Here is a 13,257-nt window from a genome sequence, read left to right on the forward strand (position 1 = left end):
TCCGCAGAACCGATTCTGGAAAGGACCAAAATATGATCGAGACCCCGTACCTGTTGTTTCTGGGCGATGCCCCCGACATGCTGGCCGCGAAAGTGGCTATCGGCATAAGGGACTGGCGACCGGAATACGCGGTGGGGCAGATCCGGCTGCCGGGGTGCGGCGCCGACCTGGGCCTGACGGACATGACCCTGGCCGAGGCGAGGGACGCTGGCGCCAAGACGCTGGTGATCGGGGTGGCGAACCGCGGTGGCGTGATCTCAGACAAATGGAAGGCTGTGCTGCTGGAGGCGCTGGCGATGGGCTATGACATCGCGTCTGGCCTGCATAACCTGCTGAAACACGAGGAAGACCTCGTGGCAAAGGCCGAAGCGCATGGCCGCACGCTGCACGACGTGCGGGTGCCGTCGGTGCGCTATCCGATCGCGGATGGCAAGAAGCGCAGCGGCAAGCGCTGCCTGGCGGTGGGCACCGATTGCTCGGTCGGCAAGATGTACACGGCGATGGCGATGGAGCGCGACATGCACGAGCGCGGCATGAAGGCCTCGTTCCGTGCCACCGGGCAGACCGGCATTCTGATTACGGGCGACGGCGTGCCGCTGGACGCGGTGATTGCCGATTTCATGGCCGGGTCGATCGAATACCTGACGCCGGACAACGACGAGGATCACTGGGACCTGATCGAGGGGCAGGGGAGCCTGTTTCACGTGTCCTATTCCGGCGTGACCCTGGCGCTGATCCATGGTGGCCAGCCCGACGCGCTGATCCTGTGCCACGAGCCGACACGCACGCATATGCGGGGCCTGCCGGATTACAGCTTGCCCAGCCTGCAGACCCTGCGGGACACCGCGCTGCCGCTGGCGCAGATCGCGAACCCGGCGTGCCGCGTTGTCGGCGTTTCGGTCAACACCCAGCATATGAGCGAGGACGACGCCAAGGCGTATCTCGCCAAGGTCGAGGACGAGATGGGGCTGCCCGCGACGGACCCGTATCGCTTTGGCTCGGCCAAGCTGGTGGACGCGCTGGAAGCGCTCTGATCCAACTGCGAGGGCCGGTGGCGAGTGACGGATGCCTCCGGCGGGGATATTTATGGCCAGAAGAAGAGAGGGCGATCCTTCATGCAGATTTCCGTGACGCGCGATGTGTTCAAGCTGGCGCAGGTGTTCACCATCAGCCGGGGCTCGCGCACCGAGGCGAAGGTTCTGACCGTGTGCGTGACCGAAGGCGGCGTCACCGGGTGGGGCGAATGCGTGCCCTATGCGCGGTATGACGAGACATTGGACAGCGTGACGGCGCAGATCGAGAGCCTGCCCGAGGAAGTTTCCCGCGAAAAGCTTTACGATTTGTTACCGGCGGGCGCGGCACGGAACGCGGTGGATTGCGCGCTGTGGGATCTGCAGGCGAAACAGGCCGGAAAGCGGGTCTGGGACCTGGCCGGATTGCACGCGCCGGGGCCCGAGATCACGGCCTATACGCTGTCGCTGGACGACCCCGAGAAGATGCGGGAGCAGGCAGCGAAGAATGCCCATCGGCCCTTGCTGAAGATCAAGCTGGGCACGCCCGATGACATGCCGCGGCTGGAGGCCGTGCGCGCCGGCGCGCCCGAGGCCAAGATCATCGTCGACGCCAACGAGGGTTGGAGCGCCGAGGTCTATGCCGACCTTGCGCCGCACCTTCAACGCCTGGGCGTGGCGCTGGTGGAACAGCCCTTGCCGGCGGCGGAGGATGACGCGCTCCTGGGTGTGGAGCGGCCCGTGCCGGTTTGCGCCGACGAGAGCTGTCACGACCGCGCCAGCCTGCCAGGGTTGAAGGGCAAGTACGACATGGTGAACATCAAGCTGGACAAGACCGGCGGGCTGACCGAGGCGCTGGCGCTGCGCGCGGCGGCGCTGGCCGAAGGGTACGACGTGATGGTGGGCTGCATGATCGGATCGAGCCTTGCGATGGCGCCCGCGGTGCTGGTGGCGCAGGGTGCGACGGTGACCGACCTTGACGGGCCGCTGCTGTTGGCCGAAGACCGGGACGAACCTTTGATTTTCGACGCGGCCGGGGTGCATCCGCCCTCGGCCAAGCTATGGGGATGACGATGCGAACCGTGTATGTGAACGGCGATTACCTGCCTGAGAACGAAGCCAAAATCTCGATTTTCGACCGGGCGTTCCTGATGGGCGACGGGGTCTACGAGGTGACCAGCGTGCTGGACGGAAAGCTGATCGATTTCGAGGGGCACAATCGCCGGCTGCAACGGTCGCTGGACGAGCTGGACATGCCGCACCCGGCGGTGATGGGCGATCTGCTGGAGATCCACCGCGAGCTGGTGCGGGTGAACGAGATCGAGGACGGGCTGGTTTACCTTCAGATCACGCGGGGCGCGCCGGGCGACCGCGACTTTGCCTACCCGGACCCCGACACGCCGCCGACCGTGGTTCTGTTCACCCAGTCGAAGCCCGGGCTGGCCGACAATCCGGTGGCGAAAAAAGGCATCAAGATCATCACCTTGGAAGATCTGCGCTGGGGCCGTCGGGACATCAAGACGACGCAGCTTCTGTATCCGTCGATGGGCAAGATGATGGCCAAGAAGGCGGGGTGCGACGATGCCTGGATGGTGCAGGACGGGTGTGTGACCGAAGGCACGTCGAACAACGCCTATATCGTCAAGGACGGCAAGATCATCACCCGGGCGCTGTCGAACGACATCCTGCACGGAATCACCCGCGCCGCCGTGCTGCGCTTTGCCGAAGAGGCGCAAATGCAGGTGGAGGAACGGAATTTCAGCGTCGAGGAAGCCAAGGACGCCGACGAGGCGTTCGTCACCTCGGCCAGTGCTTTCGTGATGCCGGTGGTCGAGATCGACGGGGCCAGCCTGGGGGAAGGGACGCCGGGAGCGGTGGCGACGCGGTTGCGCGAAATCTACATCGAGGAAAGCCGGAAGGTCGCTGTCTGAGCGAATCGCGGGTTAACGCTGGAATCGCACGTCAGTATTGCGTCGGTATTCGAGTGGTATCGCGTCGGTACCATCCGCAAATCGCGTTCGTTGACCGGCCGTCCGGTGCTTCGGGGTCAGAGCGCGGCGACGGCGGCTGCGAAGCGCGTGATCTCGTCCTCGGTGTTGTAGGCGTGAACCGAGGCGCGGGCGAGATGGTCGAGACCGCGGGCGCCAAGATCGAGCTGGGCGCTGGTGCGGTTGGAAACGGAAATGTTGATATTTCGTGCCCGCAACGCGCTGGTCATGTCTTGGGGCGTGTGGGCGTCATGGGTGAAGGTGACGATGCCGCATTTGCGCTGGCCCAGATCGTGGACCGTCACGCCGGGAATGTGGCGCAGCGCGGCGCGCAGGGTTTCACCGAGGTCGGCCACGCGCGCCTCGATCGCGGGCAGGCCGGTGTCGCGAGCGTAGCGCACGGCGGTGCCTAGGGCGATCTGTCCGGCGACATAGCGCTCCCAGTTCTCGAACCGCTTGGCGTCTGGCTGAAGCTCGAACGTATCGGGGCCCGTCCAGGTGGCGGAGAAGAGATCTATGAAGGGTGGGTCGAGACTTTCGATCAAGCCTTCGCGGACATAGAGAAACCCGGTGCCGCGCGGACCGCGAAGGTATTTCCGGCCCGTGCCAGAGAGCATGTCGCAGCCCAGTTTGCCCACGTCGAGGTTGATCTGGCCGGCAGACTGGCAAGCGTCAAGCAGATAGAAAAGACCGTGATCTTTCGCGATGCGCCCAACCTCCTCTGCCGGGTTCACGAGACCGCCTTGCGTCGGGACATGCGTGAGGGCGATGAGACGTGTATTGGGCTGGATCAGAGCCTTAATTGCGTCGACATCGACCTGCCCGTTGTCATCCGACGGGATAAGGTCAATCTTCAGCCCGCGGCGCTGGGCCTGAAGCAGCAGGCCGAGATAGTTCGACACGTATTCCGAGGCATGGGTCAGGATGCGGTCGCCGGGTTGCAAGGGCAGGCTGAAGAACGCCATGTCCCAGGCACGGGTGGCGTTCTCGATATAGGCGATTTCGGATGGCTTGGCGTTCAGCAGCGCCGCCATCTCGGTGTAGAAGGCGTCGGCCTGTGCCTTGGCTTCGGCGTGCGCCTCGTACCCGCCGATGCGCGCCTCGAGCGCGAGGTGATCCGACAGGGCCTGTTGCACCGGCAAGGGCATCAGGCCCGCCCCCGCGTTGTTGAAATGCAGGAGGCTTTCACAAGCGGGGGTGTCGGCGCGCAGGCGGGCGATGTCGAGTGTCATGGGTTCAGGTCTTGGGGCCCACGTTTTCGGCGAAGGACTTGTCGAAGGCCGCTTTCTTGTCCTCCGAGGCGTCGGTCTGGTAGTTCGCCTTCCACTCGTCCATCGTCATGCCATAGAAGATCTCGCGCGCCTCGTCCTTGGTCATGTCGATGCCGCGTTCGTTGGCGGCCTCCTGGTACCATCGGCTGAGGCAGTTGCGGCAGAAGCCGGCGAGGTTCATCATGTCGATGTTCTGCACGTCGGTGCGCTTTTCCATCAGGTGCTCGCGCAGGGTGCGGAACGCGGCGGCCTCGAGTTCGATGCGGGTCTGGTCGTCCATCTTCGGGTCTCCCTTATTCGGTCAGAGCATACGTTTCATATAGGGCTGTTGGATATCATCCAAGCGGACGGTCAGGCTGCCGACGTCCGGCAGGTGCGCCTGAAGCGTGTCCAGCACCAGTTGGGCGAGTTCCGTGCGAACCTCGTCACTGCGGCCGGGCAGGAGAAGGAGGGTGGCGTGGGCGAAGCTTTGCGGCTCGACGCCGATGCGCGAGGCGGTGGCGGCGAGGGTGCGGGTGCGCACAGTGTCGGGGCTGGTGACGCTGTGGTGATCCGCAAATTTCTGCCACAACGCGTCGCAGAGGGCCTGAAGGTCGTGGCTGTCTTCCAGGCCGCTGGAATGTTCGATGGCGATGTGCGGCACGCGCGTCTCCTCTCAGTCGGTGATAGTGGCGGTTTCTTGATGAAATTACCCGGATTGCAGTGAAACAGTCTCTGAATCGACCCCGGCATGACCCGCCGCCTCGACCAGCATGGGGGCGAGGCGCTGGGCCCAGGCGGTTTGCTGGTCTTCGGTGACGATGAGGTCGTTGCGCAGTTCGATCAGGGCATTCAGGCGCTGGTAGGCGATGCCGTGCCGGGCGATGGCGTCGCCGGGCAGATGGCCGCCATAGGGCTCGTTCTCGCCGACGCAGATGTCGGGTTCCTGCGCCATGCGGTTGATCAGCGGGCGGGTCAGGCGTTCGTCGGTCGCATAGAGCACCCCGATGTGCCAGGGCCGGGGCGGGCGGTTGTGGAGTTGGCGAGTGAAGGAGTGGATCGAGACGATGATCGTGTCGTCCTGCCGCGCGGCCAATCGAGCCAATTCGCTGTGATAGGGTCTGTAGAGCGCGTTCAGGCGCTGTTCGATATCGGCCGGGCCGACATGGCGGTTGGCGGGAATGATGGTGCCGTCATAGAGCTTCATCACCAGGGTCGGATCATCCTCGCCCCGGTTGGGGTCGATCACCAGGCGGGAAAAGTTGGTCATGATGCAGGGCGCGTCCAGCGCATGGGCCAGCGCCCGCGCCACCCCGGCGGCGCCGGGATCGTAGGCGATGTGGCGGGCCATGTCCGCCGGGTCGAGCCCGAGCGAGCCGCCGTTCACGAAGGGCGGCACGGTGTTGGCGGCGTGGTCGCAGGTGACGAGCCAGCGGGTGGGGCGATCTGCCCCTTCGGTGAAAAACGGTCGATATGTCATGGTGATGTCATCTCTTGCCCGCCACTTTTATGTCAGTTGTCAGGGAATGGGAATTAAGTAATAACCCTGCGTAAGTTTAGCGCTAACGCCGGCTGGACAATAAGGTAAGGACAGACATGAGACGCTATCGCAATGTGAAGATCGTGGCCACGCTGGGCCCGGCATCGGACACCTATGAGACGATCCGGGCTCTGCATGAGGCGGGGGCGGATGTGTTCAGGCTGAACATGAGCCACGGCACGCAGGACGATATCCGCGCCAAGCACGAGATCATTCGAAAGGTCGAGCAGGACTTGGACAGTCCGATCGCCATCCTGGCGGACCTGCAGGGGCCGAAGCTGCGGGTCGGGCCATTCAAGAACGGTTCGGAAGAGCTGGAAGAGGGCGCGTCGTTCCGGCTGGACCTGGATGATGCCGAAGGCACGATCGACCGTGTGAACCTGCCGCATCCCGAGATTTTCCAGGCGCTGAAACCCGGCGCGCGATTGTTGGTCAATGACGGCAAGATCCGCCTGAAGGTCACCAAATGCGGCAATGACTATGCCGAAACCGAGGTTGTCACCGGCGGCACGATTTCGGATCGCAAGGGCGTGAACGTGCCTGACGTCGTGCTGCCGCTGGCCGCGCTGACCGATAAGGACCGCGCCGACCTGGAGTTCGCCTGCGAGCTGGGCGTGGATTGGCTGGCGCTGAGCTTCGTGCAGCGGGCGCGGGACGTGATCGAGGCAAGCGCGCTGGTGCGCGGGCGCGCGGCGATCATGGTGAAGGTGGAAAAACCGTCGGCGGTGACGGATTTCGACGCCATCCTGAAAGAGGTCGACGGGATCATGGTGGCCCGCGGCGACCTGGGCGTGGAACTGCCGGTGCAGAACGTGCCGCCCTTGCAAAAGCGGATGGTGCGCAAGTGCCGCGCGGCGGCCAAGCCGGTGATCATCGCCACGCAGATGCTGGAATCGATGATCTCGAGCCCGATGCCCACCCGCGCCGAGGTCAGCGACGTGGCCACGGCGATTTACGAAGGCGCGGACGCGATCATGCTGTCGGCGGAATCGGCGGCGGGCGAGTACCCGATCGAGGCGGTGCAGACGATGGACAACGTGGCCCGCGAGGTCGAGGAGGATCCGACCTATACCGAGATCATCGAAGCCTCGCGCAAGGCCGACCGCACCACGGTGGCCGACGGGATCGTCGCCGCGGCGCGGGAAATCGCGGAAACCACCGATGTGGCGGCGATCTGTTGCTTTACGCAAAGCGGCACGACCGCGCTGCTGACCGCGCGCGAGCGGCCGCGCGTGCCGATCATCGCCATGACGAACGTGCGCGACACGGCGCGGCGGCTGTCGCTGAACTGGGGCACCGACTGCGTCATGACGCCGGAACTGTCGCGGTTCAAGATGGCGGTGCAGAACGCCACGCGCGCCGCGCTGAAGCAGGGATACGCCACCGAGGACGACCTGGTGATCGTCACCGCGGGCGTGCCGTTCAACGTGCCGGGTACGACCAATATCCTGCGAGTAGCGCCCTGTAATCAAAAGGAACTTTCTTCGACTGACCAAGACTGAACTGCGCTATACTATTCCGCAGAGCAGTTAACGGAGGATCTTTTGAATGGATCCCGATCTTCTTTTCGTCATTGGTCTGGTGCTGGGTGTCTTCTCTATCCCGTCGATCCTGTCGGCGCTGTCGGACGGGCATGCGCCGCGGGTTGCGGCGCTGACGATAATCGCATCCGCTGTGATGATCTTTTGGGCAGTGCAGAACAAGCCGGGCGGGTATGATTTCAGCGAGATACCCGACGTCTTTGTCCAGGTGGTGGCAAGGTACCTGACCTGAGGCCGCTTGGACGGCCCTGGCGTGAAAAAGGGGCGACACATCGTGCCGCCCCGATCCGATCCTAGAAGAAACCCAGCTTGTTGGGGTTGTAGCTGACCAGCATGTTCTTGGTCTGCTGGTAGTGGTCGAGCATCATCTTGTGGTTCTCGCGCCCGATGCCGGACTGCTTGTAGCCGCCGAAAGCCGCGTGGGCCGGGTAGGCGTGGTAGTTGTTGACCCAGACGCGCCCGGCCTGGATGCCGCGCCCGAAGCGGTAGCAGGTGTTGGCGTCGCGCGACCAGACCCCGGCGCCAAGGCCGTAGATCGTGTCGTTGGCGAGCTCCAGCGCCTCGGCCTCGTCCTTGAAGGTGGTGACCGAGACGACGGGGCCGAAGATTTCCTCCTGGAAGACGCGCATCTTGTTGTGGCCTTTGAGGATGGTGGGCTGGATGTAGTAGCCGCTGGACAGCTCGCCCTCCATCTGGGCCGCCGCACCGCCGGCCAGCACCTCGGCGCCTTCCTCGACACCGATCTGCAGGTAGCTGAGGATCTTGTCCTGCTGTGCGCGGCTGGCCTGTGCGCCCACCATCGTGTCCATCAGGCGGGGGTCGCCCTGCTTGATGGCCTTCACGCGTTCGATGGCGCGGGCGATGAACTCTTCATAGATGTCTTCCTGGATCAGCGCGCGGCTGGGGCAGGTGCAGACCTCGCCCTGGTTGAAGGCGAAGAGCACGAAACCCTCGATCGCCTTGTCGAGAAAGGCGTCGTCCTTGGCCATCACGTCGGAGAAGAAGATGTTGGGGGACTTGCCGCCCAGTTCCAGCGTGACCGGAATGAGGTTCTCGGTCGCGTATTGCATGATCGTGCGGCCGGTCTGGGTGGAGCCGGTGAAGGCGATCTTGGCGATGCGGTTGGATTTCGCCAGCGCCGCGCCGACCTCGGCGCCGTAGCCGTTGACGATGTTCAGAACGCCGTCGGGGAGAAGGTCGGCGATGACCTCCATCAGCACCATGATCGCGGCGGGGGTCTGTTCCGCCGGTTTCAGGACGATGCAGTTGCCGGCGGCCAGCGCCGGGGCGAGCTTCCACGCGGCCATCAGCACCGAGAAGTTCCACGGGATGATCTGGCCAACGACACCAAGCGGCTCGTGGTAGTGATAGGCGACGGTGTCGGCGTCGATTTCGGACATCGCGCCTTCCTGGCCGCGCAGGACGCTGGCGAAGTAGCGGAAATGGTCGACGGCGAGCGGGATATCGGCATTGACGGTCTCGCGGATCGGTTTGCCGTTGTCCCATGTCTCGGCCACGGCGATCAGGTCGAGGTTTTCCTCGATCCGGTCGGCGAGTTTGAGCAGGATGTTGGCGCGTTCGGTGGCCGAGGTGCGGCCCCACGCGTCTTTGGCGGCGTGGGCGGCGTCGAGCGCCAGCTCCACGTCGGCGGCATCCGAGCGGGCGATTTCGCAGACCGGCTGGCCGGTGATCGGGGTCACGTTGTCGAAATACTTGCCGTTCACGGGCGGGGTGAATTTGCCGCCGATGAAGTTGTCGTAACGGGTCTTGAACGGCGATTGGAATTCCGCCGAGAGTTGCGTCTGTTCGTTCATGTTGGTTCCTCCTGGTCGCCTCGGGTCCTCCGCCCGAAGTCGTGACGACAGGGGTGACGTGCGAAGAGCGATTCGTCAGGAGGGGGGCAAGCGGTGGTGGCGCGGGGGTGTCTCAGAACTGAGACAGGTCGGGTCAGGTGTCGTCCAGACCCAGCCGTTTCATGCGCCGATAGAGCGTGGCGCGGCCTATTCCCAGCGCGCGGGCGGCCTCGGACACGTTGCCGCCAGCGCGGGTGAGGGCGCGCACGACGGCGGCGCGCTCGGCCTTCTCGAAGCCGCGGGGGCCGTCCTCGCGCCCGAAGATGTCCGAGGCGGGGCGGGGCGTGAAGGTGCCGCTGGGCGACAGGCCGAGCGCCTTGCGGGCCTCGCGGGTGGCGCCCACCACGATGTCGTCGCCATCCACGGCCAAGAGCGTCGCCGCGCCGCCTTCGGCGGAATCGGCCACCACGATGCGGGCCTTCGGATAGGAGGCGCGAAAGAAATCTGCCTCGATCGCGTGGGCGGTCTGATCGACCATCGCGGCGATGAGGCGGTTATAGGCCTCGGTCTGGTCGACACGGGCCGAGGAGACGTCGAGCGCGGCCAGAAGCCCGCCATCGGGGCCGAAAATGGGCGCGTCCATGCAACTCATGCCGATGTTGCGGGCAAGGAAATGGTCGTCGCGGTGAATGGTGATACGGCGTTTCTCGGTCAGGCAGGTGCCGATGCCATTGGTGCCCTCCGCGGCCTCGGACCAGTCGGCGCCGACGGCGAGGCCCCAGTCCTCGAACGTGGTGCGGTCGCCGTCGGAACAGCGCTGGTCGAGGATGACGCCGCTTTCGTCGGTCAAGAGGACGCCGCAGCCCGACAGGCCCACGAGACCGAAGAGCTGGTCAAGCTTGGGGGCGGCGATGGTCATGAAGCGGTCGAGGCGGGCGCGGCTTTCGTCGGCCACGCTGTGATCGACGCGCTGGCCCTGTGCCGGGGCGGCGGGATCGAGCCCGTGCCGTTCCATCGAGCGGTGCCAGGACGCGGCCAGTGCCGAGCGCGCGGCGGCGCTGGGCGAATTCACCGCGTTCACGACCTTGTCGATATGGCGCTTCCTGTCCAGCCTGCCGATCCTCCCTGGGCCGGATGTTACCGGCAATCGGATTTCCGCGCAAATGGCGCTTTGACGCGAGGCGGGGTCGGGGGTCAGTCCAGCACGACGATACCGGAATGCTTCTGCTTGTGCTCGGGCTCCACGTGGATGGTGATCCGCGCGCCCTCGACCGCCTGTTTCAGGGCGGCTTCGACCCGGTCGCAGATCTCGTGCGCGTCGAAGACCGTGGTGTCGCCGGGCACGACGAGGTGAAAGTCGATGAAGATCGCCGGCCCGGCGTGGCGGGTGCGCAGGTCGTGCGCCTCGACCGCGCCGCCGGCCTCGGTCGCGATGATCTCGCGCACGGTGTCGAGCGTTTCGTCGGATACGGCCTCGTCCATCAGGCCGCTGAGCGATTCGCGCACGACGCGCGAGCCGGACCAGAGGATGTTGACCGCGACGATGGCGGCCATGATCGGGTCGAGCATCCACCAGCCGGTGATCATCGCCAGAAGGACGCCAAGCGCAACGCCCGCCGAGGTGACGACATCGGTCCACAGGTGGCGTCCGTCGGCGACGAGCGCGGGCGACGAATTGGCCCGGCCGCGGGTGACCAGGACCCAGGCCCAGAGCGCGTTGATGACCGTGGCGGCGCCGTTGATAAGAAGCCCCTCGATCGGCATGTCGAGTGCTGCGGGATCGAGAAAGCCGCGATAGGCCTCGCGCAGGATGACGAGTGCGGCGATGATGATCATCACGCCTTCGAGCACGGCGCTGAAGAACTCGGCCTTGTGGTGGCCGTAGGGGTGCGAGGAATCCGCCGGTATGGCGGCGATGCGGATCGCGATGAGCGCCGCGATGGCCGTGGCCACGTTGACGGTGCTTTCCAGGGCATCCGACAGAAGGGCCACCGAGCCTGTCAGCCACCACGCCAGGCTTTTGATCGCGAGCACGATCGCACCGACCAAGATGCTTGCCATGGCGAGCCGGAGGGTGGTGGACACTGGCGCCTCCCGTGGGTTGGGGAAAATCCGGTCTAGCCCTGCGTTTGCGTGTTGGCAAGCGCCCGGGGCACGTCACCTTTGCCGGGCGGTCGCAAACCGGGGCAAACCCCCTTGCTTTACGCACGCTGTCGTCCTATACGGCGCTCTCATTCGCGCGGCCGGCCGAAGTGGCATGCCGAGTCGCGCATAAGACCGACCATCAAGAGGAGCCGGAAATGCCCAAGATGAAGACGAAATCGAGCTGCAAGAAGCGGTTCAAGGTGACGGCCAAGGGCCGCGTGGTGGCTGGCCAGGCCGGAAAGCGCCACGGCATGATCAAACGGACCAACAAATTCGTCCGCAACGCGCGTGGCACCACGACGCTTTGCAAAGCTGATGAAGGTATCATCAAGCCGATGATGCCCTACGCACGCTGAGGAGGTTCGAGACATGTCGAGAGTCAAAGGTGGGACCGTTACCCACGCCCGTCACAAGAAAATCACCAACGCCGCAAAAGGCTATTACGGCCGTCGCAAGAACACCTTCAAGGTGGCGGCACAGGCCGTGGACAAGGCCAACCAGTACGCCACGCGCGACCGCAAGAACCGCAAGCGGAACTTCCGCGCGCTGTGGATCCAGCGGATCAACGCCGCCGTGCGCGCCCATGACGAATCGCTGACCTATTCGCGGTTCATCAACGGCCTGTCGCTGGCCGGTGTCGAAGTGGACCGCAAGGTCCTGGCCGATCTGGCCGTGCACGAACCCGCCGCATTCGGCGCCATCGTGGAACAGGCAAAAGGCGCGCTGACCGCGTAAGCCTGCCGTTCGAGGGACAAGAAACGAGCGCCGTCGGGTCACCCCGGCGGCGTTTTTCTTTGTGCCGGGATCGTTAACAATTTTCTAAAATCAGACATACTTTCTCCGCAAAGTTGTGCGATGCCTTTTGACACAACGGCCCGAAAAGGGCGGCAACCCAGGAGGCAGAGACATGGTTCGCGTGATCGTGCAGACCCGCGACGGGCAATCCGAACTGAGTGAAAAGGCCAAGCGGCTGCTGGCGGCGCATGACCGCGAAGTGCGCGAAATGCGCAGCACGTCAGCGGCCTGAGTTCCATTGGCCCGGTCCGGGGCGGGCGCGTGGATGCGGCTCAGGCCGCGTCTGGCCGTCCGAACGTCCCGGTGTTGGCCGGCGCAAGAAAGATCGACGTGGTCAGCAGGCTGAAGACGAATTCGTACACCTCCCACTGCCGGGGGATCTCGACCACCAGCATCACCACGCTGGCGACAATGCCCATGATTCCGTGACGCCATGACGGCACCGGCCAGGCCAGGCGGTCCGCGATGCGCGTGACAAGACGGGATCTGCCGTAAAGCGCCGGCAACGCCAGCAGGTAGAGCAGGATCGCGACAGTCAGCCCGCTGCCGAACACCGTCTTGGTCAGCTGCTTGCCGCCCACGACGATGTTGTGCAGCGTGATTTCCTCCTGGAAGTTGACCTCCCGGAGGGCATCGGGCGTTTCCAGCCCCAGGATGCGCTGCCCCCAGGAAATCTCTTCGCCCGCGCCGAAGATGAAGATCAGGGCGTAGATCGACAGGCAGATCCCGGCCAGCGCCTGGCCTTTGCGGAACTGGCGCGCGGAGTGCCATGCCAGCACCAGCGCCGACACGAACAGCATGACGGCGGTGCCGTACTCGACGGGGCCGTCCTCGATGGCGAAGCCGGTGGCGAACTGAGTGTCGAAGCCCAGGATCCAGTAGACCAACGTGAAGAGGAGACTGGCGTTCATCAGCCCGAAGAGGAACTGGTCCACGGGGGAAAGGTTGCGCATAGGGACCTGCTATTGTTGATTAAAAAGCCTGCCCGGCTGCGCTATGGTCCGTCGTTGGGGGTGTCAAGTAACCCGTGCGTGAGCGGGGGCCGGCGATCTCCCCTTGCCGGAGCGCGAGGGGCTGCCTGAAGCGTTCCGCCTTTGACCTGAGGCCTCAGCAAAAGGCGGAACGCGTTTAACGATTGAGCGGAGCACTGCATTTCTTGAAAATCCGTGATTCAGGTTTTTCGCGAAACGCTTTA

15 protein-coding genes are annotated in these 13,257 nt (G+C 64.6%); 7 read left to right on the top strand and 8 right to left on the bottom strand.

The genetic code is table 11. From position 1 onward, the window contains the following. Window positions 1-32 precede the first annotated feature (32 nt). From dgcN to FIU85_RS12085, 3 genes are all read left to right on the top strand, one after another. Window positions 33-1,034, top strand: coding sequence for an N-acetyltransferase DgcN (gene dgcN, locus FIU85_RS12075; protein WP_152497056.1), 1,002 nt, complete (start codon window positions 33-35; stop codon window positions 1,032-1,034). 81 nt (window positions 1,035-1,115) lie between these two features. Further along, window positions 1,116-2,081, top strand: a complete 966-nt coding sequence (gene dgcA / locus FIU85_RS12080; protein ID WP_152494171.1) for an N-acetyl-D-Glu racemase DgcA — start codon at window positions 1,116-1,118, stop codon at window positions 2,079-2,081. Further along, window positions 2,078-2,941 carry a D-amino-acid transaminase gene (locus tag FIU85_RS12085; RefSeq protein WP_152494170.1) on the top strand — a complete coding sequence of 288 codons (864 nt, stop codon included), beginning with the start codon at window positions 2,078-2,080 and terminating at the stop codon, window positions 2,939-2,941. The genes dgcA and FIU85_RS12085 overlap by 4 nt, the downstream gene beginning before the upstream one ends. A gap of 116 nt (window positions 2,942-3,057) precedes the next feature. Here the strand turns inward: FIU85_RS12085 and FIU85_RS12090 are convergent, their stop codons facing one another. Genes FIU85_RS12090 through FIU85_RS12105 form a run of 4 tightly spaced genes read right to left on the bottom strand, consistent with a single transcriptional unit; the run spans window position 3,058 to window position 5,728 of the window. Beyond that, the gene (locus FIU85_RS12090) at window positions 3,058-4,230 is read right to left on the bottom strand and encodes an aminotransferase class V-fold PLP-dependent enzyme (RefSeq protein ID WP_152497057.1); all 1,173 of its coding nucleotides are present in this window, start codon (window positions 4,228-4,230) and stop codon (window positions 3,058-3,060) included. A 4-nt stretch (window positions 4,231-4,234) separates the two neighbouring features. After that, window positions 4,235-4,549, bottom strand: a complete 315-nt coding sequence (locus FIU85_RS12095) for a DUF1244 domain-containing protein (RefSeq protein WP_152497058.1) — start codon at window positions 4,547-4,549, stop codon at window positions 4,235-4,237. A gap of 21 nt (window positions 4,550-4,570) precedes the next feature. Further along, complete coding sequence (locus FIU85_RS12100) at window positions 4,571-4,912, bottom strand: 5-carboxymethyl-2-hydroxymuconate Delta-isomerase (RefSeq protein WP_152497059.1); 342 nt, start codon at window positions 4,910-4,912, stop codon at window positions 4,571-4,573. Between the two features lie 45 nt (window positions 4,913-4,957). After that, window positions 4,958-5,728, bottom strand: coding sequence for an N-formylglutamate amidohydrolase (locus FIU85_RS12105; protein WP_152497060.1), 771 nt, complete (start codon window positions 5,726-5,728; stop codon window positions 4,958-4,960). 116 nt (window positions 5,729-5,844) lie between these two features. On the opposite strand from FIU85_RS12105, the gene pyk reads away from it, so the two are divergent. Further along, the gene (pyk, locus tag FIU85_RS12110) at window positions 5,845-7,290 is read left to right on the top strand and encodes a pyruvate kinase (protein WP_152494166.1); all 1,446 of its coding nucleotides are present in this window, start codon (window positions 5,845-5,847) and stop codon (window positions 7,288-7,290) included. A gap of 46 nt (window positions 7,291-7,336) precedes the next feature. After that, window positions 7,337-7,561, top strand: coding sequence for a hypothetical protein (locus FIU85_RS12115; RefSeq protein WP_152494165.1), 225 nt, complete (start codon window positions 7,337-7,339; stop codon window positions 7,559-7,561). 61 nt (window positions 7,562-7,622) lie between these two features. Here FIU85_RS12115 and adh read toward each other — a convergent pair whose 3' ends face one another. The 3 genes from adh to FIU85_RS12130 form a co-directional block, all read right to left on the bottom strand. Next, window positions 7,623-9,143 carry an aldehyde dehydrogenase gene (gene adh, locus FIU85_RS12120; RefSeq protein ID WP_152497061.1) on the bottom strand — a complete coding sequence of 507 codons (1,521 nt, stop codon included), beginning with the start codon at window positions 9,141-9,143 and terminating at the stop codon, window positions 7,623-7,625. A 133-nt stretch (window positions 9,144-9,276) separates the two neighbouring features. Next, window positions 9,277-10,137 (bottom strand): helix-turn-helix domain-containing protein, encoded by an 861-nt coding sequence (locus FIU85_RS12125; protein ID WP_152498243.1) that lies wholly within the window; start codon window positions 10,135-10,137, stop codon window positions 9,277-9,279. A 179-nt stretch (window positions 10,138-10,316) separates the two neighbouring features. After that, window positions 10,317-11,207 carry a cation diffusion facilitator family transporter gene (locus FIU85_RS12130; RefSeq protein ID WP_152497062.1) on the bottom strand — a complete coding sequence of 297 codons (891 nt, stop codon included), beginning with the start codon at window positions 11,205-11,207 and terminating at the stop codon, window positions 10,317-10,319. A gap of 215 nt (window positions 11,208-11,422) precedes the next feature. Here FIU85_RS12130 and rpmI point away from each other — a divergent pair, with 215 nt between their 5' ends. Together rpmI and rplT are read left to right on the top strand one after the other, a co-directional pair. Next, window positions 11,423-11,623 (top strand): 50S ribosomal protein L35, encoded by a 201-nt coding sequence (gene rpmI, locus FIU85_RS12135; protein WP_057790554.1) that lies wholly within the window; start codon window positions 11,423-11,425, stop codon window positions 11,621-11,623. 13 nt (window positions 11,624-11,636) lie between these two features. Next, a complete protein-coding gene (rplT, locus tag FIU85_RS12140) occupies window positions 11,637-12,002 on the top strand; it encodes a 50S ribosomal protein L20 (RefSeq protein ID WP_152494161.1) in 366 nt (121 codons plus the stop codon). Window positions 12,003-12,334: 332 nt separating this feature from the next. Here the strand turns inward: rplT and FIU85_RS12145 are convergent, their stop codons facing one another. Next, complete coding sequence (locus FIU85_RS12145) at window positions 12,335-13,015, bottom strand: hypothetical protein (protein ID WP_152497063.1); 681 nt, start codon at window positions 13,013-13,015, stop codon at window positions 12,335-12,337. Window positions 13,016-13,257: the final 242 nt, after the last annotated feature.

The organism is Roseovarius sp. THAF8, assembly GCF_009363735.1.
Lineage (GTDB): Bacteria > Pseudomonadota > Alphaproteobacteria > Rhodobacterales > Rhodobacteraceae > Roseovarius.